The sequence below is a fragment of the Ulvibacter sp. 2305UL32-6 genome, from assembly GCF_058148545.1.
Genome location: NZ_JBYVKA010000001.1, coordinates 1,083,722 through 1,109,336 on the forward strand (window position 1 = coordinate 1,083,722; position 25,615 = coordinate 1,109,336).

Sequence of the window (25,615 nt, forward strand, 5' to 3'; positions counted from 1 at the left end):
TTTTTCCGGAAATGATCTTGCGTTCAATTGCAAAAGATTCGCTAAACCTTTGATGAATCTGCTATCTTTTGATAATTTTTGTTATGTTTTCTCTTCCCAAATCGTCTTGTATTTTCAGAAAATATAAGCCTACTTCTAGATTTGAAATGTTGATTTCGTTAGTACCCACCTCTGAAAATACTTCCTGCCCTAAGGTATTATACAATGCTACCTGTGCTACCCGCGACCCTGGCACTATGGTAAACAATTCGCTGGTAGGATTTGGATACACTTGAAATTTGATTTTTGAGAATTCTTCTACACCAAAAACCTCATCAACAACTTCTGTAGCCACTGTATTTGTGATTATCGGTGCGTTAAAGTCGAAGTAAATAGCGGCATCATTAAAAAAGACATCCCCTATCACAACATCTGCTTTTGGTTTAATTCTATAGGCAACATGACCGTGAGATTCTGGCTCATTCATAGAACTACTTGGTAGATTAATGTTGTCAAAAATAAAATTGATGTCTGTTCCGTTTTCAATAGTAACTCGGTTTGGATGACTATAACTTTCTAGTTGCAGAGTAGTCCAATCTAATTTACCGTCTAGTACATTTTCTATATTTACGTTAATGGCGCTTGCTGTTCCAGTATTTTGAAAGCGAATTAGGTAGTGCAGATATTCGTTTATATCTTCAATTAATATCGATTCTCCCTCCAAAACCGTCATGTCATTGGGGTCAAAAGATCCTACTACTGTTTGGTTATAACCAAACGAAATAACCTCTCCCATGGTTGGAGTTAAGGTCAACACATGAACTAATATATCATCGATATTCACAGTTGGTGGCGGCAAAATGTTCATTTCAACATCGATGGTTCTCGTTTGAAAAGGTTCTAATGTTAAGAAATCGAACGTTATACTGTTCGCAGTTTGAGAACTTGTAGGTTCACTCGAACTAAGAAAATCCATTTTAGCATCATCAAATACATATTCAACAGATCCATCTATTGGTGCTGTTCCATTATTTCCATAGATGATTTGATATGATGCATCAAAACCAGGTCTTGCGTCAGAGATTGGAATGATGCTTACGTTGAGGCCTTCGGCAGGATTTAAGGCAGTAACACAAAAATCTGCCTCGTAGGTATCTCCTGTGGTTGTAAAATTGAAATCGTGCGAAAGCGGATTAGATGAATAGTAACTTGGTAGCGTAGATAAAACACTAGTTGAATAATCTCCGAGACTCGGGAAGAGTTGATAAAAGCCGTTACTTAAAGTGAACGTTGCTAAAATTTCAGAACCGTCTTCAGCAACAACCATTAAACCCGGAACGGGCGTATTGGAGGTTGCACAATCGTCTAATGCAGCATCTAATCGCACATAACCATTAATTTCATTAGACCCGAGTCCAGAATTTTCATACCACTCAATTTTATCATCACTACTAGAAGTAGCTCCATAGTCTGCCGCTCTAGTGGTAATAACATCTGGACTTCCGTCACCGTTTATATCGCCCATAATTGCGGTATTTGATATATTCAAGTTCTCCACGATAATTTGCTGAAAGCTAAAAACGCCTAAGCCGTCTGTGTTCTCATACCATGCAAGTTTTTCTGCGGAACCTGAAACAATATCCAAATCGCCATCACTGTCTATATCAACCGCTTCCACGTCATGTAGTAACTGGATATCATTTGATATCAACAACTTTGGACCAAAAGTACCTTGACCGTCCACATTTTCGAACCAAGCGAGATCTGTGTTATTAAATGTATTGGTTCTGTGCGCATAGATAACATCATTGTCATTATCGCCATCTAAGTCGGCAACCGTTGCTCCATAACCTTCTTCTGAAATATTAAAAATTAATTCTTCCGAAGAAAAGTTAGCATTACCATCATTTTCAAACCACGATAGCGGACCAGAATTATAGTATAAAATATCTATGTTTCCATCACCATTCAGGTCTCCTGTAAACACCGTGGGTGATGCAGAACCTTGGGACGTACTAATGGTTTGAATTGAACCAAAGTTTCCTTGTCCATCAGTATTTAACATAAAAAATAAATCAGATCCGAAGTATTTAGTAAAAACCAGATCAATATCTCCATCGCCATCAAGGTCCTCACCCACTATTGATTCTGGACCTGAGTCATTCTCATAGATGACCTGAGCATTTCCGAAGTTTCCTAAGCCATCCATATTCTCAAACCATAATAGTCGATCCGCCGAATTACTATTGTGATCTCCTGTGAGAATGTCTAGGTCACCATCACCATCTATATCTACTACTTCAAGCGCTTTAGGAGTAGTAATATCAACCCCAACAATTTGCTGGCTCCCAAAATTTCCCTGCCCATTAATATTTTTATACCAGGCTACTTTATTATCATATTGCGATATCGAAACAATATCAAGATCTCCATCATTGTCCATATCCGCAGAAATTGCCTTCAATGGTAAATTTATGCTTGCAGTTAAAATAATTTCTTCGGAAAAGGTAGTAGTACCATCATTAATATACCAAGCAATTTTGTCGTCTATTCTAGACGCCGAAATGATATCAAGATCGCCATCACTATCATAATCATAGCATCTCGCAGCCACTGCTCCCACAGCATTATCATTGACAATGGTTAAGCCCCCAAAATTTCCTAGTCCGTCGTTTAGAGCCAGCCCTACCGAATTACTCTCAAAGGAAGAATACACTACATCGTCATCGCCATCTGTGTCAATATCATATAGTTCCATGAATGATAAACCAACTACATCAGTTATAAATTCCTGAAACAGAGCAAAATTTCCTGCGCCATCATTTTTTAAGATCATAATACTTTCAATGGCACCAGCAAAAGGGTCTGAATCTGTAATTAAAAGATCGAGATCATTATCATTATCTATATCGTTAACACGAATGGTTCCTAATCCATTATCTTGAGCGTCTATTATGCTATGTGCTACATAATTTGAGGTTCCAACATTTTCGAACCATTCAACCTCACCATTGTCGATATTAAATGAGAGGATGTCTATATCGTTGTCATTGTCTAAATTTGCAGCATGGATATAACGAGAGTCTGCAAATTCAACTAAGATACCGTCCACAAAAGTCCCTTGACCATCTGTATTTTCAAGCCAGGATATTCTAGAAGTAAAGGCAGTTGCCTGATAAGAGTACAAAATATCTAAGTCTCCATCTGAATCAAAATCTACCGTAAATGTTGTGTAAATGGGTGCATTACTAGTCTGTAAAATCTGTATGGGCTGACTAAAAGTTCCTAAACCATCTATATTTTCAAGCCAGAATACTTTACTGGAACTTTCAGCGACTATATCCATATCGCCGTCGTTGTCAATATCTGAAGCAGAAATATATCGAACCGATAAGTCTACTACCACATGTTTTTCGATAGTACCATTTTGTCCATCTACATTTTCGAACCAAGTAATGGTATAAGAATCGGTAAATAGTAAATCTACATCCCCATCACCATCAAGGTCTGCATCAAAAATAGACGTTACGTTTTCGGCAGTAATATCATTCTCCATGACCACATTCGGATCAAAGCTAATTTGAGAATAAGAGCTTGACGCGTAAGAAAGAAGTAATAAAAAAAGTAAGCGATTTATCATAAGTACATTTATTTGGAGGCTGTGATCAGGGGATAGCCACTGAAATTGACTTATTGCAATATAAATAAAAAGTGGGTAATGATTATTGTCTAACTAACTATAACCTAATTTTTCAAACAAAAAATGACTTCAGAATAATCTTATAATTGCTCTAGCAATTTATTAATCTCATCCAATTTAGGCGTAAGAACGACCTCAATACGTCTGTTTTTTGCTTTCCCTTCGGAAGTTGAATTTGGTGCAATTGGCGAAAACTCGCCACGTCCTGCAGCGGTTAAATTATCTTTCGGAATATTGCCATTTTGGGTAAGGATATTTACAATAGCTGTAGCTCGTTTTGTAGACAGATCCCAGTTATTTTCAATATTTCCACTTCCACCGTAAGGCACATTATCTGTATGACCTTCAATAAGTACAGCGATCTCCTTATTTTCAGCTAGCACACGTCCTAAAGCGACAACAGCTTCCTTACCTCGAGTATTCACTGCCCAGCTTCCACTTTCAAACAACAGCTTGTTTTCCATAGAAACATACACCTTCCCATCACGCTGCTCTACTGTGAGTCCGTTGCCCTCAAAATTAGTGAGCGCCGCAGAAATGGCATCCTTTAAAGCACGCATCTTTGCATCTTTTGCCGCGATGATCCCTTCTAGTTCTTCCACGCGTTGAGAACGCGCTGACAGTTCCTTTTGAACTTGCTTTAAACGCGATTCTTCGGCAGCAAGGGCACGTTCCTTTTCTTCCAATTGGGTAAGTAGCGCCCGATTGCGTTCTAAATTTTCTGTGAGTGATGAAGAGCTATTCGCTTCTAATGCGTCATACGATTCTTGTAGTCGTTTTTGGCTGCTTTCACATGCTGATAAGTCCATAGCGAGTCTACTTTTTTCAGCCTGTAACTTCTCGATCTCCTTCCGAAGATTCGCAACACTATACACTTCTCCGTTTCCTTCAGAACCGTCTAATTGCGCCATTAACGATTCGTTTTCGGCTTTGAGCACGTCATATTTATTTTTTAGATCGTCATAGATCTTCGATGAAACGCAAGAGGTACTAAGGAATGCAAGTGCAATTCCGAGGAAAATTTTATAAAACATAGGTCAAGTTTAAAATTTGAATTCTACTAGATGAGGGCAATGGTCGCTATGGTGAGCTTCGGGTAATATAACGGCGCGTTTTAGATTTTCTTGTAATGGATTTGCAACCATATTATAATCTATACGCCATCCTTTATTGTTTGCACGCGAGTTAGCGCGATAACTCCACCACGTATATTGATGTGGTTCTTTATTAAAATGACGGAAACTATCTATAAATCCGCTATCGATAAAGTTCCCGATCCACTCACGTTCAACGGGTAAAAACCCTGAAACATTTTTATTGCGCACCGGGTCGTGAATGTCTATTGCTTGGTGACAAATATTGTAATCACCGCAGATCACAAGATTTGGGATCTCTTTTTTAAGTGTGTTTATATAATCTTGAAATTGCGCCATATAATCCAACTTATGCTCCAAACGAGCCATATTTGTTCCACTTGGTAAATACAAGCTCATCACAGACAGTTCATCAAAATCAACCCGAATATTTCTTCCTTCAAAATCCATGGACTCAATACCAGTACCGTATGCTATATGTTTGGGTTCGGTTTTACAAAAAATTGCCACGCCGCTATAACCCTTCTTTTGAGCGCTAAACCAATAATGAAACGGATAACCTGCTCCTTCAATTTCGGCTACTTCCACTTGATCCATATTTGCCTTTGTCTCCTGAATACAAACCACATCAGGATCTGCAGCTTGAAGCCAGTCTAAAAAGCCTTTTCGCATGGCGGCACGGATGCCATTTACATTATAAGAGATTATCTTCAAATCAAAGGTGTTTTAAGGTTTATCTTGCAATCTATTGCGTGCTTAAACGCACTTATGCGAAAATAAATAAGATTGTATTTTTACCACGGGTGTTCTTTAAAAGATTTTCAAAAAAGAATCAACAAAATAAAAAGCCGCTCACCAAGTTGTATAGTTGATGAAGTTATATCTATTTCTTTCTTTGTTTTGCATACTGTCTTATGGCTATGCACAGGATATTACTTCAAATTATCGCATAAAAAAGGTAGTAGCCCGCGATACTGTTGTTTTAGACAGCGTGAGCATCAATCCCGCCAAATTTGACATCTACAATAAAGGAGAGAAATTACCTAAAACTTCTTATGAGGTAGATTATCAAAGGGGTTATGTGGTTTTTTCTGAAGAAATTAAAGCATTTCAAGACACGCTCTCTATTCATTATTTGCGCTATCCTGATTTCCTGACGCGCGACTATTTTACCTTTGACCCCAAGGTCATTGTAAACAATACCGATATTCAGGATCGTTTGTATAAGTTGGAAGAAAACACCGCTAAAAACCAGTTTACACCCTTTGACGGTTTAAATACCGTTGGAAATATCTCCCGAAGTATAACGGTTGGAAACAATCAAAACGCGGTTGTTAATTCGGAACTCGATCTCCAAATAACAGGGAAATTAAGTGATAAAGTATCCATTCGCGCTTCGCTACAGGATGCTAATGTTCCTACTCAAGAAGGAGGTTATTCACAAAATTTAAACGAGTTTGATCAAATATTTATTGAATTGTTTAGCGACTCTTGGAAAATTAGGGCCGGAGATATTGATCTGCAAAACAACACGAGCTACTTTGGGCAATTCACTAAAAAAGTACAAGGAATCTCACTCGGGGGAACCCTTGATCATCAGGATGGAAGTAAAACTTCAGCTTTTGCAGCAGGTGCCTTAGTTCGAGGTGTCTTTACTAGCAGTCAGTTTACCGCCCAAGAAGGAAATCAAGGACCCTATAAACTTATCGGTCCGAATGGCGAGCTATACATTTTGGTGGTTTCTGGGAGTGAATTGGTGTATGTCAACGGACTCCTATTAGAGCGCGGCGAAAATGCAGATTATGTGATTGATTATAACAGTGGAGAGATCAAATTTAATCCTACATATCCTATTACGGCCAATATGCGAATTGTGGTAGATTATCAGTTTACAGACCGTAATTATACACGTTTTATTGGCTATGGCGGTGGAAGTTACGAGAGTGAAACACTTTCTATTGGCACCTATTTGTATTCTGAAAATGATGCTAAAAATCAGCCATTACAACAAAACTTATCTGAAGAACAGGTTGATGTTTTACAAGCTGCGGGTGATGATATGATGGCAATGACGGCACCTTCGGCTGTATCAGATACCTTTTCAGAAAACAAAATTCTTTACCGAAAAGTAACGCTAAACGGGATTGAGATCTTTGAGTTCTCTATTGACCCTACGGAAGAACTATTTAATGTCCGTTTTACCCAAGTAGGCGTAAACGCTGGTAATTATATACTGAGTGAAAGTAGCGCCATTAATCGAATTTTTGAGTTTGTGCCACCAATAAACGGCGTGCCGCAAGGAGATTATGAACCGATCATTCAGTTAACAGCTCCAACCAAATTGCAGTTGGGTGGAGTTCATGGTAATTATCGCCCTTCGGAAAAGACCCGAATAGGTTTTGAGTTAGCTGCCAGTAACAATGATCTTAACTTATTTTCGGATCTCGCCGATGATGATAATGACGGTTTTGCGGGAAGGTTAGATATAAGACAGGCGTTGCTCACTTCCGAAGACACCTTAAACCTTGTTGGTTTTGGAACCTTAGATTATGTGAATACAGATTTTAGAAATGTACAGCGCATCTATAATATCGAATTTAACCGTGACTGGAACCTTCAAAATGCTACGGGTGATCAACGTTTGATCACAGGTGGTTTGGAGGCTAGTCATCCCAAATACGGTGGCGGACGTTACGAAGTTCAGCAATTAAACTTTTCTGAAAATTTTGATGGCTTGCGACATGTATTTACCTCGGGATTGCGTTATAAAAATCTTCGGTCACGAACCAATGGAAGTTATTTAGAAAGCGAAGGTGATAGTATCAATTCAAACTTTTTTAGAGTTCACAATGTTACGACCTATTCGTTTAACAAGGCATGGGTGGGCGGCAAGATCTCTTCCGAAGACAATTCAGTAAAAAACGAAATGCGCGATAGTTTGTCACCCGTAAGCCAACGCTACGCGGCCTACGAAGCGTTTGTTGGACTTGGCGATAGCACCAAGGTCTTTGTTGCTGGAGGTTATCAATATCGAACTAATGATAGTTTGCGCAATAATAAAGTACAGCGAGTAAATCATGCGAGTACATTTTATCTCAAATCAAGACCGATTCAAACAACGGCGTCTCAACTCTCTATTTTTGCGAATTATAGAGTGTTGAAGGATGACTTCGGAAGTGAAGAAGACGATCAATCATTAAATGCACGCTTGCTCTACAATCAACGTTTTCTAAAAGGTGGAATTCAATGGAATACCGCTTTAGAATCGAATAACGGTGTGATCGCTCAGCAGGAATTTACATATTTAAAGGTGGAGCCCGGTCAAGGAGTGTATACGTGGATCGATTATAATAACAATGGAATTCAAGAATTGGAAGAATTTGAAATCGCCCAATATCAGGATGAAGCCGAGTATGTACGTGTCTTATTGCCCAATCAGATCTTTTTAAAAGTTCGAGAGAATAAATTGAGTCAGATCGTGACTTTGAATCCGCAGTCATGGAACAATAAGGAAGGTTTTTTAAAAACCTTATCACATTTTTACAATCAAACGTCTTTTCAGATCAATCGCAAAGTACGCCGCGCCAAGGACGAATTGCTTTTAAACCCTTTTGAAGATGGTGGTGAAGACGAATTGGGTCTTACAAAGAATTTTAGAAACGCACTTTTCTTTAACCGTGGAAAACAATATTTCACAACAAGCTATACGTATTTGGAGACCTCAAGTAGTAATTTGATCTCTTTAGGACTTCAAACTTCAACCTTGAATAGTCATCAGTTTAATTTTAATCATAAATTTTGGGAAAGCTGGCTGGTAACATTGAAAGGTTCTTTAGGAGAAACAGCGAGTATTTCTGAAAATTTTGAGAGCCGGAATTTTGAGTTAGACACTTACGATATAGATCCGAAGGTTTCGTATTTATTGAATCGGCAAACACGTTTTGATCTGTTTTATGGCTTCTTAAATAAAACGAATGTATTAGGAGCCATGGAAACGCTTAAACAGCAGAAAACAGGCTTCTCTTTCGCTTACAACAATGCTGAAAAGATCTCGATGAGCGGAACCATTAATTATATTCAAAATGCTTTCGACGGAAGTGCTTTTTCGCCGGTTGCTTATCAGATGCTAGAAGGTTTACAGCCAGGGACCAATTTTACTTGGAACGTTTTACTTCAGAAGAAAATAACGAAGTATTTGGATGCTAATCTTTCGTACTTCGGAAGAAAGAGTGAAAATTCGAACGCGATTCACACAGGAAATATTCAACTACGTGCATTCTTTTAAAAATAAAAAAGCCGCCTTGCGATGCAAGACGGCCTTTGTTTTTAAATTCTTCCGAAGAAAAACTACTTCACGATAATACGTTTTACAACGCCATCGGTTTTTGTTCCTAGTTTGATCAAGTAAACACCAGAAGCAGCATACGACATATCTAATGTGTAGCTATACTGATTGTTTTCCTTTTCTAAACGATAGTTAGTTAAACGTTGTCCTAAAGTATTATAAACATTAAGTTCTAGTTTATCGTCATAAGCAACATTGCTTAAAGTGATCTCAAACATATCGGTAGAAGTTTCAATTACTTTGAAATCTGCTCCTGAGAAAGTTGACTCATTAACACCCAAAACTCCTATTAAAGCAGAGTAGTCTTCAGTTTCACCAAAATCGGTTGTTTCACAAGCATCGGTAGGCACTTCAGCATCCCAGTTTGTTTTAGCTCTCATGATGTGTTGCCCTAAGGTAGCACCGGCAGGAATTACTAGATCCATCGTTTCAGTGTATGTTCCACCTGCTTGTCCGTCTGCGATCTCGTAGTTATCAACTACAATTTCGTCTGTTGTAAAAATGAAATCGTCGTTAAAATCGATCCAAACTACTACAAATTGATCACCGTAACCTGTTGTTACTGTAAGATCGTACGTAGTACCTGGTTCAAAACCTGCAACAAGACTTGTAAAATCACCATAACCTTCACAAGCTGATGGATTGTTTATATCAGTCACACTAAACAATTGGAAACCGTCACCAAAAGAACAATCAGAAGATGGCAAACAGTTTGAATTCACAACTTGAACAGCCGTTTCATCATTAGCCGTGTCACTATCTCCAGTTAATGAAGTAGTAGCACTAAGATCATAAACACCAAAAGCTGAAAGATCTGCTGTTTGAGTAAAGTCATAAACCATTGAAGTATCTCCGGCCAAAGGACCAGGAACTACTTCTGTAACCACGGTACCGTTAAGATCGTAGCTTACGTCAAAATTAGTTTGGGTAGCACCTCCAAAGTTGTTGATCTCAACAGTTACCGTTTCAGCATTTGATAAGTTCTCACCTGAAACTGGTGAAGAAATACTAATAACTCCAAGATCGTTTGGCTGTAAGTGTGTTACCTCAACTGTAATATCATCATTTGATGTATCTTCATCAGTACCATAAACAGTTCCTGTTGTAATTGAATATGTTTGACCAACAGTAGAAAGATCAGCCGTTGTTGCAAAAGTAAATTGTGCTGAAGTCGCAGAAGGAATACTACCTACATACGGTTCAGAAACAACCATTCCACCATCAACTTGATACGTAACATTAAATCCTGTTGCAGGTAATTGACCGAAGTTGAAGATATCAACAGTTACTGTTTCAGCGTTTGTCAATGTTCCAGTAACTGGCGTTACCAAGTTAACAACACCTAGATCATTATTGAAATTAGGAGCAATTTTAAATACACCAACAACATCTTTACGACCGCTGTTCATATATTCGTTGATAAACCAAAATGTTTTATCATCTACAGGATCAATATCAATTTTACTGTAATCTCCATAACGCAATCCTGGAATATTTGCATTTCCAGCTGCGATCAATTCTTCTGTAATAGTCATTGTGTTTAATGGATCTGCAGCGAAACGTCCAGTATAGAATGAACTAACTTGTACAGGATTTGGATCATTAGGATCAACTGTCATACCAGAGTATCCCATACCAATATTTCCTTGAACATCCATCATCATACTCGCATGCCATGCGTGCTTATTGTTAGGAGATGTATATGTTCCTTCTTGGAAAATACCCCAAGGCTGACCATCACCTGCTTGTCTTAATTCGAACCAACGAACACCTGCACGCTCACCAGAAGTAGCATCAGTATCTACCACAAAGTTAAAAACAGCAGAGTTATGACCTGCAAATTTGCGGAACTGAGCTTGATTCATGATGGTCGCCTGAAGCGCATCAATTGGTGTTCCTCCACCTGGTTGTGTAAGGTTAGAAAAACTACCTCCATCAAACACAGAGATAAATGGTGTTGTATTTAATTCGTTTGGAGCAGAAACTGTTGAGTTCCCTGGAGTTGCCCAGTCAACATCAATAGTCCATACTTTAACGTGATCTGCACCTACACCACCCCAAGCATCATCTTGAAGGTAGATTACCGGAAGACCACCAGGAGCTGGCATGTTATCATCGGTTACATTAAGCGCTTGTGGGCTATAAAAACCACTAGTTACAATTCCGGGAAGATCAAATCCTTGAATTCCAGCACCTGCATTACCTGCAAGCATTTCGTCTCTTTCTAATGCCCACACTCGGTTGGCAGAACCTGTGTTATCAGTCATATAATAACCATCACTCCAAACAGAAAGTTTTTGATAATCGTTTATTTGTGAAATGGTATAGTTGTACCATCCATCGTTGATAGGATCTGGCCCATCTGAAACCGCGATCTGAGCGCCACTTCCTAAGAAGGTCATAACCCATCTATCTGCAGCCTTATCATAAGATACAGTTAGATCACAACATCCGCCACTTGGAAAAATAGTTGGATTTGGAGATAGCTGACCTGTAAGATCATTCCCAGCTTTATCATAAATGATAAAACCTGTATTAAATACCACTACTACGTGATTTGGTCCAACTGCTAAAGATGGATCTGTAGGCTGAGAATTAGATTGAGCAGCATCAAATACTAAAATTGGTGCTTTTCCAGGGATCTTTTGTGTTAGCGGATCTTGATTTCTGAAGAAATAATCATCTTCTGTTTGCTTGTCTTTTCCGATAATAACTTTATTACCTGAAGAGCGTCCGTCTTTGGCTTCTTTTAGCCCCGTCTGAGCTGGAAGCAGTTCCGATCTTGATGCAATAGAGGGTACATATTGCATAGATCCAATGGTTCCAACATAACTAGCGCCGGCACCGTCATTTTGTTGAGAGATCGCAGTAAAACTTACCGCAAACAACAACATAAGTAAAGAAATTTTTAATTTCATAAATATAGTTTAAAGGTTTGAAAAAATAAGAGCTCTAAAATACAACCTTCACATTTAAAAGCCTAATTGGATATTTTAAAATTTTTATAGCTAAAGCAATAATAATTAGCGAGTTAACATTTTAAAACTCTTGTAGTTTACTAGGGTAATAGCTGCCACAGTAAAAGGACTATCAATACAATAATTACATTAGGCGCATCTTGATTTAAGTTATAAAATAAAAAATCCCGCCAAATGGCGGGATTTTTACAATCAGATTAAGATCGTATTATTTAACAATGATCTTTCCTGTTACAAAAGATGAAGATCTTTCATCTCCCATTTTGATCAAGTATACTCCACCAGCAGCATAAGACATGTTTAAGTTATAAACATAACTAGAACCTTGCTTAGAAAGGTTTTGGAATGCTACTACCTGCCCTGCAAGATTGTAAACATATACCGCAGCAACACCATCAAAATTATCAGTTGTCAAAGTAACCTCATATTGGTTATTGTCTTTACTCAAAATTACAAAATCACCTTCGTTAAAGATATTTTCGTTCGTTCCAAGTACATCAGTGATGATCACAGTATAATCTTGAACTTCACCAAAATCAAAATCAGTACAAGGATCTAATACATCTCCTCCAGCTGATCCATCAATTGCTTTTGCACGTAAACGGTGTGCTCCCATGTTAGCACCAATAGGAATTTCTAAGTTGAAATCTTGTAATGCATTATCAACAGTAAAGGTTTCCCCGTCAATTAAACGTTCTGAAACCTCAAACGTACCACTATCATCAAAATCGATCCAAACAGATAATTGCTCAACACCAACACCACCTGGCCAGTTTTGCTGGGCTTGTAAAGTGTAAACATTATTACCTGCTGTATTTAATAATTGCGTAGAAAGTGCTGTTCTGTCTGCATACCCTTGTGGGCTACCTGCTGGTTCAGTATTACAACCATCGCCACCATCGTCTGCATCAATTGTATTAAGAACAAATTTCTTGATTCCGTCAATATTACATCCCATTAGGGCTTCAGGCTCACAATAACCACCAACTTGCTGCATAACAGTTTTTACGGCGGTATCATTTCCTGTATTTGTATCACCAACTAAATTAGTTTTTGCTTCGATCACAAATGGACCAGCACCTGATAAATCAGCTTGAGCCATAAAAGTATAACTTGCTGTACCACCTGCAGGAATAGAACCCGTTGTAGAAGTTTCAATTACAGGTACACCTGCATCAATTGTGTATTGTACAATTGGGTTTGAGATCGCGTTACTACCAAAGTTACGAATTGTAATAGTAACATCTTCCGTAGCTGTTAACGGACCACTATTAGGTTCATCAATAGTTACAACACCAACATCATCTGGAGCTGGTGGCTGTAATGAGAAATGAGCAACTACATCACGACGAGAAGTCTCGAAGTATTCTGCAATATGCCAAAAAGTATTATCTACAGGATCCCAAGTACAGTGTACATAATCGGCCAAACGATTGGAAGGGTTTGCACCAGTACTCTGTGCGATCAATTCTTCAGCAACATTCATTGAATTTAATGGCGCACCAGCCAATTGGCCTGTATAGCGAATAGAAATTCTATCGGTTGCAGAGGAAGAAGTATATCCCATTGCAATGTCTCCGTTATCATTCATAACCATTGAACCTGAATAAGCATCACGTCCGTCTGGAGCTTCGTAAGTACCTTCTTGGAAAATAGACCATGGTGCACTGTCACCACCTGTTTGGCGTAATTCATACCAACGAATTGCTGCCTTTTCTCCTGCTCCTGCAACTACATCTACTACAAAATTAAAGACTGCTGAATTGTATCCAGGAAATCTGCGATATTGTGCTTGATTCATAATTGTCGCTTGTAAGATATCAATATCTACACCACCCCCTTGAGGACGGTTAGAGAAAGAACCTCCATCAAATACACTTACAAAATCTGCTGTTGTAATCACTTGCGCAGCACTCATACTTGCACCTGCCGCATTAGTCCAATCAATGGTTGCGTTCCATAATTTAATATGGTCATCACTTACACCAGACCAAGCATCATCTTGTAAATAAACAATAGGACAGGGTGCCGTGCTAGGCGCTAATGCATCATCAGTTGTGTGAAACGCCTGTGGGCTATAAAAACCACTTGTTGCAATTCCTGGTAAAGGAAGCGCTACAAATTGTGAAGGATCACCATTTAACATTTCATTACGCTCAACCGCAAAAACACGATTAGTAGCACCAATATTGGCTGTTACCATGTATTTGTCACCAAATACAGAGAATTTTGTATAATCTGGGAACGATCCTGTTGAAAAGCCAGATGTATACACATGCCATCCATCATTTACAGGGTCTGAACCTTGACAAACTGCGATGTTAAAGCCATTAGGGCTGTTATCAAACTCTGTAATTACAAAGCGATCTGCTTCAGCATCATAAAATACAATAGGATCCCCAATTGCATTCCCTGGGAATAAAGTCGCTAAAGATGCTTCAGCGGTCAATGGATTTCCATTTTTATCGAAAATTCGAAACGAAGAATTCCATGCGCCAACGTAGTGATTAGGACCTACAGCACCCGTAGGATCTGAAGGTGTTGCAGAAGAAATATCAGCAATAAATGTTAAAATTGGCGGCTGTACACGTTGTTGCGTGGCATTACGCTGTATGTCTACCAACGGATCATTTCCGTCAGAGCCCTTTCCAGGAACAATATTGTTCCCATGTTTTCTTTTTGGCTGACCTAGCATTGGTGAATTGTCGGCTAAAACCAACATACCTGAACGTTGTTGTTCAGCAATACTCGGAACATATACTGGACCTTCCAGCATTCCTACATCAGTAGGACCATAACTTTCTTGAGCGGATACCCCTAATGTAACTAGGAATAGTAACGCCATAATGTAGTACGTAAATTTCATTTCAAATTAAGATTTAGTTATTTTTTTTAGAACCCTAAAAATAACATGATTTATTGAAAAAACAATGCATTTTTAAGCAAAACTTACAAAATAACTAGTCTGATAATGAGTAGGTTACTTTTTTGCAGAGGACCAATGAACTTGGGCGTTTTTATTTTATTGCGGTTTTTCCCTAAAGTAATGTTCTGCTATACGGCACAATATTTGTAATTTAGCAATCATATAACCATAAAACTTAACGCTATGACGTTTGCTAAAGCCATTTTTGCCGCGACTACAATTTTACTTTTTTCGTGCTGCGGAACTCAAAAAACTTCTGAAGAATCTTCAACGATGAATCAAGACATTGTAGAAGCCTCAAATAGCAAAGAAGTTGCTGCCAAAATGATAGAAGCTGGTATGATGCGCGGAACTATTGTCGCTTCCGAAGTAGAAAACGACTGCCCATTTACCATAAGAATGGCCGATAAAACGGGAACTTTACTAGATCCTATTAATTTAGACCCAAGCTTTCATGTTTCTGGTATGAAAGTATGGTTTAGTTTTAGACCATTGCGTATGATGAACCGCTGTGACAAGGCCAACCCTGTTGAGCTAAGCGATATTCAGACAAGAATTGAATAGGACTTTCCCTTCTTAATTAGTACAACTAATTTTTATAGTACAACTAATTTTTATTTAAGATTACTGTAACCATGTTTTAAAGGAAATACTATCTTTTAGTTTTTCTGAAAGGTCTTTGATGGCAACTCGTTCTTGCTCCATAGTATCTCTATGACGAATAGTTACGGTCTGATCCTCTAATGATTGATGATCAACAGTAATACAGAAAGGGGTTCCCGCTGCATCCTGACGGCGATAGCGCTTTCCTACAGCATCTTTTTCGTCATATAAAACATTGTAATCCCATTGCAGATCGTCTACGATCTGTTTGGCTAGTTCCGGCAATCCATCTTTTTTAACCAACGGAAAGATAGCTGCTTTTGTTGGAGCTAAAATGGACGGTAATTTTAAAACAGTACGTGTACTGCCATCTTCAAGGGTTTCTTCCTCAAGTGAATGACTCAAGACAGCTAAAAACATGCGATCCAGTCCTATAGAAGTTTCCACTACATAAGGAATATAGCTTTCATTAATTTCAGGATCGAAATAGCGAAGTTTTTTACCTGTAAACTTTTCATGTTGACTTAGGTCATAATCGGTTCTTGAGTGAATTCCCTCCAATTCTTTAAATCCGAAAGGAAAATTAAACTCAATATCGGAGGCAGCATCGGCGTAGTGCGCCAACTTTTCATGATCGTGAAAACGATAGTTTTCGGCGCCCATGCCTAAAGAAAGATGCCATTTTAAGCGGGTTTCTTTCCAGTGTTCGTACCATTTTTTCTGCTCTCCTGGACGTACAAAAAATTGCATTTCCATTTGTTCAAACTCGCGCATTCTAAAGATAAACTGTCGTGCAACGATTTCGTTTCTAAACGCCTTCCCCGTTTGTGCAATTCCGAAGGGAATCTTCATTCTACCCGACTTCTGCACATTTAAGAAATTGACAAAAATTCCTTGTGCTGTTTCAGGACGCAAATACAGATCCATTGCATTTTCGGCATCAGCACCAAGTTTGGTTCCAAACATTAGGTTGAACTGCTTTACATCGGTCCAATTTCGGCTACCGGTAGCTGGGTCTGCAATTTCAAGTTCTTCGATCAAAGCCTTTACATCGGCTAGGTCTTCATTATCTAATGAACGCGCCATGCGTTCTAAAACTTCTTTCTTTTTAGTCAAATACCCAACTACTCTTGGGTTTGTAGCTACAAATTCGGCTTCGTCAAAACTTTCCCCGAAACGTTTGGCTGCTTTTGCGATCTCCTTTTCTGCCTTTTGGTTGAGTTTTTCAGCATAATCTTCAATCAACACATCGGCGCGATACCGCTTCTTTGAATCTTTGTTATCAATCAACGGGTCATTAAACGCATCAACGTGTCCGGAAGCCTTCCAAATAGTAGGATGCATAAGAATTGCAGAGTCAATTCCAACGATATTCTGATGCATATGAACCATACTTCGCCACCAGTATTCTCTGATATTCTTTTTCAACTCTACACCATTTTGGGCATAATCATAGACCGCACTCAGGCCGTCATAAATTTCGCTTGATCCAAAAATGTATCCGTATTCTTTTGCGTGAGATACTACGCGTTTAAATTGATCTTCGTTGTTTGCCATAGCGCAAAAATAAAAAATCCGCTATGATAACATCACAGCGGATTTGTTTTTTTTAAAAGTATTCTATATTATTTCAAAATCATGGTCGTTGTGGCGATCTGTGCAGCTCCATCAAATACAGTAATTGTATACCTTCCTTCAATAAGATCGGCTTCCAAAGCGTTTACAAGAACACACACATCCAGCTCTTCATTTTCGTAAAACACTCTTGAAGATGCACTGTAGTTCACTACTGCATTGTCCACTTCCAAAATACCTTTTTCACCAAGAATCGTATTCTTTGGATTAATTACCTGAACGTACAATATTCGATCACCCTTTTGAGCAATAGCATTAGGTGCTAATGTAAAACAAGCTCGTATCTTATCGGCTCTGCTAGATCGTTTTGTGTCAACTATCTTACCGCTGTTTCTAACAATTACAGCCTCTCCACGCAGGTCGATCGCGTTAATTACTGAAGCTTTTTTGATTGTTTCAGACATCATAACGTTACTCAAACTAACAGAATCGACCGTTTGACGAGTAGATTCAAGCACCACGTTGGTACTATCGCGCTCCAATGCAAGTCGCTGATTTTCCACAATAAGACTGTCGGCTTTCTTAAAGAGCATGGTTCGCTCACGTTTAAGACGCCCTATTTCAGCTTTATATCGCTCAATAAGTCCAACGTTGGCTTCAGATTTTTTAACAGAATCCAATAAAACATTGATCCGTTCACGTGCCGCCAAAAGATCTTGATCTTTTAGTTCGTTATCTTGAATGATCTCATCATAGTTCGCGATGAGGTCTTCCAATTCTCCTTCAATTTTAACCTTTTCGGCTGTCAAATTCGTTTCAGTATCCTTACTGTCATTAAATAACTTAACCGTATAAACGGCCAGTGCAATAAGTAAAACAGATAATACACCAATTAAAACCTTAAATTTAGTGCTGTTATTCTCTGTGGTCATAAAATATAAATTAGATGGTTACTAAGGTGCTAAAGTAAACACAGTTACATTGCAAAAACGTTTATGAAATGGTAAAAAGTTATAAAATATGTTAAATCTGTTATTTCCAAAGCATTGTAATGGCTGTAAAAAGATCTTAGCTACAAATGAAAAAGTGATCTGCACCCAGTGTATTCACGACCTTCCCTTAGCTTGTCATCATAGAAACAACCATCAAGCAATGAAGCAAGTTTTCTTCGGAAGATTCCCGCTAGAAAACGCTACAGCCCTATTACAATTTCAAAAAAGAGGCATTACTCAAGAGCTAATGCACAATTTAAAATATCGCGGACAAGAACAAATTGGTGTTTTCTTCGGAAAATGGTTAGGCGCCGAATTAGCCGAAATAGAACAATACCAAACCATTGATCTTGTGATCCCAGTTCCTTTGCATAAACAAAAACTGAAAAAACGGGGTTATAATCAGGTGGCAGGTTTTGGAAAAGAAATTGCCGCGGCACTCAACAGACCTTATATGGATAATATCTTATTAAAGATCTCTAAAACCAGTTCGCAAGTCTTTAAACAACGTTTTACACGTTTTGGCGCACCGCAAATTTTTACCGTACAGCATTCAGACCTCATCAACGACAAGCACATCTTATTGGTTGACGATATTGTAACAACAGGAGCAACCCTAGAGAATTGTGCGCTTCAACTTATCAACGGAACCAATGCTAAGATCAGTTTGGCTACCATAGCAATCACGCAGTAGTTCTTTTAGAAAAAACGTTTCAGCGTTCTTTAGAACAATTAAAAGCCCTTACTTGAAAAATCTTCCTACTTTTGTTTCCGTTACTATGGCTAGAATAACTTTTCATCAAATAAAACACCGGCTGCTCTATATTCCTATAGCGCTTTTATTTATGCTTTCGTTTGCAGATTGCGCAAAAAAAGGACGGCCTACTGGCGGGGCTAAAGACACTATTCCCCCTGTCATTCTAAAGAGTGTTCCCGAAAATTATACAACGCGCTTTTCAGCAAAAGAGATCCGTATCACCTTCGATGAATATATTAAGCTTAACGACATCCAGAAGAATTTGATCATTTCGCCTCCTTTAAAATATACGCCGGTCATCACCCCTCTCAGTACTTCAAAAACGCTGAAGATAAAAATTCTTGATACTTTAAAAGAAAACACAACCTATTCAATTAACTTCGGTCAAAGCATTGTTGATAATAATGAAAACAACCCATATGAATATTTCAAGTATGTGTTTTCTACAGGAAGCTATATTGACAGTCTTAAGCTAAGCGGTACGGTACGCGATATCAAACTTCTGAAATCGGCTGAACCCGCTACCATTATGTTGTATGAGGTAAATGATGCTTTTAAGGATTCCTTGATCTTTTCGGAAAAACCCACTTATATTACCACAACACGTGATAGCACTAGAACCTTTGAACTTTCTAACGTCAAAGAAGGCACCTATTTATTGATGGCACTGCAGGAGAAAAATAGTGATTATACCTTTCAGCCGTCTACCGATAAAATTGCATTCGAGAGTAGCTTTGTGACACTTCCAACCGACAGCACTTTCAACCTTAGCTTGTTTAAAGAAAACGCAGCGTATGTTTTGGCAAAGCCAAAGCAAGAAAGCAAAAATCGCATCGCTATTGGCTATACAGGTAAGATCGACAGCTTGCAACTAACACTTCGCTCGGAAGTGCCAAATGATTTTAAAAGTCGTATTTATAAAGATTTAGAAAAAGACACCATTTATTATTGGTTTAAACCTGCTTTGGAAGTTGACTCATTGGTTTTTAGAACCGAAGCCTGGTTACCGCCAACTTTAAGTGGAACGCCTATCGATACCGTGACGGTTCGCATGCGTGAGTTGTATTCCGATTCACTTGTTATTGGAGCTCGAAAGGTAGGCTTTGTAAAACCTACAGACACTTTTCAACTCGTTGCAAATATTCCATTGGAAAGTCTAAATTCTGAAAAGATCAAAATAACAGACAAAGACTCGTTGGCCGTAGAATTTAAGGCTTCTCTCAATAAAAAGAACAATACTATCTCTATTTCCTTTCCAACTTCCGAAGAACAACGTTACCAAATAGATGTTCTTCCTGAAGCAATTCAATCATTTTTAGGAAAAACCAACGACACCTTATTGTATAATCTAAAAACAAAACTGGCCTCAGATTATGGTCAGATCTCACTTACACTACAAAATGTATCTTCCTATCCTTTGATCGTAGAATTGGTAGATTCTAAGTTTAAGCCAATAGAAACTACCTACTTAAAAGAGCCTGGCCGTGTCGAATTTTTTAATATTGATCCGGCCTTTTATTATATACGGGTGATTGAAGATACAAATGAAAACGGCATTTGGGATACCGGTAGTTTTCTCGATCGAAGACAACCAGAAAAGATTATCTATTATCCTTCTAAGATCGAAGTCCGCCCTAATTGGAGCTTAAAAGAGACTTTTATTCTAAAGTAAAAGGATCTCTATCTTGCAAAAATCGCAAGTGTTTTCTGTTTATCTTGAGATGTTCTTTTTCCAATACGATCGTTTGAACAAATTCCTCTGTTATTTTATTTGAATGCTCCTGCTCTTCCCCAAGAGCATCATAAACTGCCGAATGTCCTGAATAGGCATGACCATTTCCGTCTAAGCCAACTCGATTAAGACCAATACAATAGCACATATTCTCTATGGCTCGTGCTTTTAAAAGTGCATCCCAAGCCGTTACGCGCTTATCGGGCCAATTGGCACAATAAATAAGGATGTCGTAATCTTCAATATTTCGTGCCCAAACCGGAAAGCGTAGATCGTAACATATTAGTGGGCAGATACTCCAGCCTTTGTATGAAACAATGAGTTTTTCTGTTCCTGCGGAATAGATCTTGTGTTCTCCTGCTAGCGTGAACGTATGTTTTTTATCGTAATAATGAAATGAACCATCTGGAAAGACAAAGTATAGCCTGTTGTAATTTTTACCGTTCTCTTTGGTGATCACGCTACCAGTAATGGCAGCATTTTTTAGTGCCGCATGTTCTTGCATCCATGCCAAGGTCTCCCCTTCGTGTACTTCAGCAAGCGCATCAGCATTCATTGAAAAACCCGTAGTAAACATTTCAGGCAACACTATTAGATCGGTTGGCTCGACAATGTTTTGTATTTTTTGTGAGAATTGGGCTCTATTTGCTTCAGCATTTTCCCAATAAAGTTCTGATTGTATAAGCGTTATTGCAAGGGTTTCCATAATTTTTGACTTCTAAAAACAAAAGTACTATTTGGAAGAGACTCCTTCCAATAGCAAAATAAGATCTTTTAGACCCTGCATTTTTGCGTGTTCAAGTGCTCTATTTCCACGATCATCCCGCAAATTGGCATCTGCACCATTTTTAAGCAATAAAGCCACGAGTGATTTCCTATTAAACGTAGTGGCAAAAATAAGGGCAGTAGCACCGTTAGAGTTTGTAATATTTACTGCTGCTCCATGTGAAATAAGGCTGCTGGCTATTTCCTCAAACCCTTTAAAACAAACCCCCATCAAAGCGGTATTTCCCGAAGCATCTTGCGCATCAAGGTCTTGCTTGTAGTTTAAAATAATTTCTGAAATATCTTCCAGTCCGTAATAGGTTGCTAAGAGTAAAGGTGTTGATCCACGGGCATCTTTTTCTTGTACCCAAGTTGGATTTTCACTCAATAGATGAGCTACCAAAGCAACATCCTCATTCCTAATGGCATCAAACAACACAGTACTCATAGGCTTGTTTATAATGAGGATATTTAAAAAGTATGGAAGCGGTTTTTAACACAACCAGAACCTTCTAAATATCCTCGTTAAGATAATAATTAACTACAAAAAACTATTTCAGATCAAAACGATCTAGATTCATCACTTTAGTCCAAGCAGCAACAAAATCTTTAATAAATTTTTCTTTGGAATCTGAACAAGCATAAACCTCAGCAACAGCTCTTAGTTCTGAATTTGAACCAAAAATAAGATCGGCGCGAGTCCCAACCCATTTAAATGTATCAGTGGCGCGATCACGACCTTCAAAAACGGTTTCATCTGCTGAAACGGCCTTCCAAGTAGTTCGTATATCAAGCAGATTTACGAAGAAATCGTTTGATAATGTTTCCGAAGCATCCGTAAAGACCCCGTGACTTGACTGATCATAGTTTGCGTTCAATGCGCGCATACCACCTACCAATACAGTCATTTCTGGAACCGTAAGTGTAAGCAACTGCGCTTTATCGATCAACAATTCTTCTGGAGCGATCTCTTGCCCTTTTGTTACATAATTTCTAAACCCATCGGCAAGCGGTTCAAGATGTGCAAAAGAATCAACATCTGTTTGCTCTTGAGTAGCATCGCCCCTTCCAGCTGTAAAAGGAACTGTTATTATATGTCCTGCATTTTTGGCTGCCTTTTCAATAGCTGCAGCACCCCCTAAAACTATAAGATCTGCCATAGAAACACTTCCCTGATATCCCTTTTGAATATCTTCAAGAACGTTAAGAACTTTCGATAGTTCTTTCGGATTATTAACTTCCCAGTCTTTCATTGGGGCTAAGCGAATTCGAGCTCCATTGGCACCTCCACGCATATCAGACCCTCTATAGGTCGACGCTGAAGCCCAAGCCGTTGTAACTAACTGTGAAACAGATAAGCCTGAGGCAAGAATTCTGTTCTTTAATTCGGTAACTGCCGCATCGTCTAACTGACTGTTGCTTTCTGGAATTGGATCTTGCCAAAGCAATTCTTCCTGTGGAACTTCTGGACCCATATACCGAGAAACTGGTCCCATATCTCTATGTGTTAGTTTGTACCACGCACGAGCAAAAGCATCTTCGAATTCTTTTGGATTTTCATGGAAATGCTTTGAGATCTTCGCATAGATAGGATCCATTTTTAAGGCCATATCGGCAGTGGTCATCATAAGGTCCTGTTTTTTGGACGCGTCGTGTGCCATTGGAGCCATTCGTGCATGAGAAGCCGCTGTTGGTTTCCATTGATGTGCTCCTGCCGGACTTTTGGTCAATTCCCAATCGTAGTTTAATAATACATCAAAATAGTCATGATCCCATTGGTAGGGGATTGGTGTCCATGCTCCTTCTATTCCGCTTGTAATAGTATCATCTCCTTTACCAGATTTGTATGTGCTTAACCAGCCTAAACCTTGTGCTTCAATTTTTCCTCCTTCAGGCTCCACACCTACCAAATCTCCATCACCAGCTCCGTGGGCTTTTCCGAAGGTATGACCCCCAGCAACTAAAGCAACTGTTTCTTCGTCATTCATTGCCATACGCCCAAAAGTTTCTCTAATATCGCGACCCGAACCAAGTACGTCAGGTTCTCCGTTAGGTCCTTCCGGATTTACGTAAATAAGGCCCATATGTGCAGCACCTAAAGGTTTTTCTAATTCTCCTTTATTTTTATAACGTGCATCATTTCCCATCCATTCGGTTTCTGACCCCCAATAAATATCTTGTTCTGGCTCCCATATATCTTCTCTTCCAGCTGCAAATCCAAAAGTTTTAAAGCCCATAGATTCAAGGGCACAGTTTCCAGCTAAGATCAACAAATCTGCCCAAGAGATCTTTTTACCATATTTCTGTTTGATGGGCCACAATAAAAGTCGCGCCTTGTCAAGATTGCCATTGTCGGGCCAACTATTTAATGGTGCAAAACGCTGATTTCCGGTATTTCCACCGCCTCGGCCATCGGTGACGCGGTAAGTTCCTGCACTATGCCATGCCATTCGTATAAAAAAACCGCCATAGTGACCATAATCTGCAGGCCACCAATCTTGAGAGTCGGTCATTAATTTTACTAGATCTGCTTTTAATGCATCGTAATCGAGATCCTTAAAGGCTTTAGCATAATCAAAATCCTGTTCCATCGGATTTGACTTGCTAGTATGCTGACGTAATATATTTAGTTTTAATTTGTTAGGCCACCAGTCCTGATTTCTTGTTCCACCTCCCGCGGTTTGATGTGGTATCCCACCAAAATAGGGGCATTTACTTGCGTCGCTATCGTTAATATCCCAGGCTTCGCCGTGATCTTTGTTCTCAGTGTCCATAATTTGAATTGTTTTAATTTAATGATTGACTAAAAGTACCCAAATATTATGAATCCCTCAGGGCTAAGGTCATCATAAGATATGATTAATTAATTGATAAAACTTATAGTTAATAAGTTTTTCGATCGATAAAAACTTTTAAAGTATGTCAAAGTTGCCTTAAAATATTAGCTGCAGCACCAAGTGTTTCTTCGGTTTTTGCGAAACACACTCGAATTTGCTTAAAATCTATTCGATCAGCATTAAACACTGAAATGGGAATCGTCGCTACTTGATGTTGTTTGGTGAGGCGTTCGGTAAAAGCAACGTCTCCTTCCGAAGAAATTTCAGAAAAATCCAACAATTGGAAATAGGTTCCCTGAGATGGATGAATTTTGAATCTGGATCCTTGAAGTTGTGATAGAAAGAAATCTCGTTTTTGCTGATAAAATTCAGGAAGGCTCATATAATGACTTGGGTCTTCCATATACCACGCCAATGCCTTTTGAATAGGATGATTTACACAAAACACATTATACTGGTGTACTTTCTGAAATTCACGCATCAAAGGTTCGGGCGCTAAGCAATAACCCATCTTCCAGCCTGTATTATGGAACGTCTTTCCGAAGGATGCTGTGATAAAAGTTCGCTCCGCCAAACCTCCGAAGCAAGCAGCACTCTGATGTAGCTCTCCATCAAATACCATATGCTCATAAACTTCATCGCTAAGTACCAGAAGGTCGTGTTTTTCGACTAAAGTTTGAAGCTGTAACATATCATCTTCAGAAAACACCATCCCACTAGGATTATGAGGAGAATTGATAATGATCATTCTCGTTTTTTCTGAAATGCAGTCGGAAACTTCTTCCCAAGGTGGTGCATAATAAGGAGCCGATAATTGCACTTTAACCACTTTTCCTCCAAAAAGCCGAATAGCAGGTTCATAACAATCATAAGCAGGTGTAAAAACAATAACTTCATCTCCTGGATGAATCATGGCGGCTAATGCCGTAAATATTGCTTGAGTTGCTCCTGCAGTGATTGTTATTTCACTATCTGGATTGTATTTCTTGCCGTATAATCTGTTCACTTTTTGAGATAAGATTTCTCGTAAAACATGATCGCCAGCCATAGGAGCGTACTGATTGTATCCATCTCGCATCGCTTTTTGAACATAATCTATTAGTAAAGGGTCACTTGGAAAATTAGGAAACCCTTGAGACAAATTAATGGCTTGATTTTCAACAGCCATGGCACTCATAATCGAAAAAATACTGTTAGCGGTATTTGGCAACTTAGATTGTATGTTCATAACTTTTTGTAAAATTTCCTTACATGATGTGTTTAAAACGTCGATTAAATGTATGAATATACTGACGAAACAACCTAATTAGAAGATTATTAGTATATTACCTC

The 25,615-nt window shown here is 38.7% G+C and carries 15 protein-coding genes; 4 read left to right on the plus strand and 11 right to left on the minus strand.

What is annotated here, in order from left to right; all coding sequences use genetic code 11:
* Positions 1 to 61 precede the first annotated feature (61 nt).
* From ACY2RU_RS05210 to ACY2RU_RS05220, 3 genes are all read right to left on the minus strand, one after another.
* Positions 62 to 3,619 carry a T9SS type A sorting domain-containing protein gene (locus ACY2RU_RS05210; RefSeq protein ID WP_490137347.1) on the minus strand — a complete coding sequence of 1,186 codons (3,558 nt, stop codon included), beginning with the start codon at positions 3,617 to 3,619 and terminating at the stop codon, positions 62 to 64.
* A 140-nt stretch (positions 3,620 to 3,759) separates the two neighbouring features.
* Positions 3,760 to 4,713 carry an OmpA/MotB family protein gene (locus ACY2RU_RS05215; RefSeq protein ID WP_490137348.1) on the minus strand — a complete coding sequence of 318 codons (954 nt, stop codon included), beginning with the start codon at positions 4,711 to 4,713 and terminating at the stop codon, positions 3,760 to 3,762.
* A 9-nt stretch (positions 4,714 to 4,722) separates the two neighbouring features.
* The gene (locus ACY2RU_RS05220; RefSeq protein ID WP_490137349.1) at positions 4,723 to 5,487 is read right to left on the minus strand and encodes an exodeoxyribonuclease III; all 765 of its coding nucleotides are present in this window, start codon (positions 5,485 to 5,487) and stop codon (positions 4,723 to 4,725) included.
* Between the two features lie 157 nt (positions 5,488 to 5,644).
* Here ACY2RU_RS05220 and ACY2RU_RS05225 point away from each other — a divergent pair, with 157 nt between their 5' ends.
* Positions 5,645 to 9,058, plus strand: coding sequence for a DUF8818 domain-containing protein (locus tag ACY2RU_RS05225; protein ID WP_490137350.1), 3,414 nt, complete (start codon positions 5,645 to 5,647; stop codon positions 9,056 to 9,058).
* Between the two features lie 62 nt (positions 9,059 to 9,120).
* On the opposite strand, the gene ACY2RU_RS05230 is transcribed toward ACY2RU_RS05225, so the two are convergent.
* Positions 9,121 to 12,036 carry a GEVED domain-containing protein gene (locus tag ACY2RU_RS05230; RefSeq protein ID WP_490137351.1) on the minus strand — a complete coding sequence of 972 codons (2,916 nt, stop codon included), beginning with the start codon at positions 12,034 to 12,036 and terminating at the stop codon, positions 9,121 to 9,123.
* Positions 12,037 to 12,304: 268 nt separating this feature from the next.
* Positions 12,305 to 14,941: a GEVED domain-containing protein gene (locus ACY2RU_RS05235; protein ID WP_490137352.1), complete on the minus strand. Its 2,637-nt coding sequence runs from the start codon at positions 14,939 to 14,941 to the stop codon at positions 12,305 to 12,307.
* Between the two features lie 264 nt (positions 14,942 to 15,205).
* Here ACY2RU_RS05235 and ACY2RU_RS05240 point away from each other — a divergent pair, with 264 nt between their 5' ends.
* Entirely contained in the window at positions 15,206 to 15,586 is a 381-nt protein-coding gene (locus tag ACY2RU_RS05240; protein WP_490137353.1) for a hypothetical protein, read from the plus strand.
* Between the two features lie 60 nt (positions 15,587 to 15,646).
* Here ACY2RU_RS05240 and ACY2RU_RS05245 read toward each other — a convergent pair whose 3' ends face one another.
* Both ACY2RU_RS05245 and ACY2RU_RS05250 read right to left on the minus strand, forming a co-directional pair.
* Positions 15,647 to 17,182, minus strand: coding sequence for a glycine--tRNA ligase (locus ACY2RU_RS05245; RefSeq protein WP_490137354.1), 1,536 nt, complete (start codon positions 17,180 to 17,182; stop codon positions 15,647 to 15,649).
* 68 nt (positions 17,183 to 17,250) lie between these two features.
* Positions 17,251 to 18,132 carry a DUF8428 domain-containing protein gene (locus ACY2RU_RS05250; RefSeq protein ID WP_490137355.1) on the minus strand — a complete coding sequence of 294 codons (882 nt, stop codon included), beginning with the start codon at positions 18,130 to 18,132 and terminating at the stop codon, positions 17,251 to 17,253.
* 88 nt (positions 18,133 to 18,220) lie between these two features.
* Between ACY2RU_RS05250 and ACY2RU_RS05255 the strand changes: the two genes are divergently transcribed.
* Positions 18,221 to 18,886: a ComF family protein gene (locus ACY2RU_RS05255; RefSeq protein WP_490137356.1), complete on the plus strand. Its 666-nt coding sequence runs from the start codon at positions 18,221 to 18,223 to the stop codon at positions 18,884 to 18,886.
* Positions 18,887 to 18,938: 52 nt separating this feature from the next.
* The gene (locus tag ACY2RU_RS05260; protein ID WP_490137357.1) at positions 18,939 to 20,621 is read left to right on the plus strand and encodes an Ig-like domain-containing domain; all 1,683 of its coding nucleotides are present in this window, start codon (positions 18,939 to 18,941) and stop codon (positions 20,619 to 20,621) included.
* On the opposite strand, the gene ACY2RU_RS05265 is transcribed toward ACY2RU_RS05260, so the two are convergent.
* The 4 genes from ACY2RU_RS05265 to ACY2RU_RS05280 all read right to left on the minus strand — a co-directional run bounded on the left by ACY2RU_RS05265 (position 20,608) and on the right by ACY2RU_RS05280 (position 25,511).
* Complete coding sequence (locus ACY2RU_RS05265; RefSeq protein WP_490137358.1) at positions 20,608 to 21,387, minus strand: amidohydrolase; 780 nt, start codon at positions 21,385 to 21,387, stop codon at positions 20,608 to 20,610. The genes ACY2RU_RS05260 and ACY2RU_RS05265 overlap by 14 nt on opposite strands.
* A gap of 27 nt (positions 21,388 to 21,414) precedes the next feature.
* A complete protein-coding gene (locus ACY2RU_RS05270) occupies positions 21,415 to 21,894 on the minus strand; it encodes an ankyrin repeat domain-containing protein (protein ID WP_490137359.1) in 480 nt (159 codons plus the stop codon).
* Positions 21,895 to 21,997: 103 nt separating this feature from the next.
* A complete protein-coding gene (katG, locus tag ACY2RU_RS05275) occupies positions 21,998 to 24,220 on the minus strand; it encodes a catalase/peroxidase HPI (RefSeq protein ID WP_490137360.1) in 2,223 nt (740 codons plus the stop codon).
* A 148-nt stretch (positions 24,221 to 24,368) separates the two neighbouring features.
* A complete protein-coding gene (locus ACY2RU_RS05280; RefSeq protein WP_490137361.1) occupies positions 24,369 to 25,511 on the minus strand; it encodes a methionine aminotransferase in 1,143 nt (380 codons plus the stop codon).
* Positions 25,512 to 25,615 lie beyond the last annotated feature (104 nt).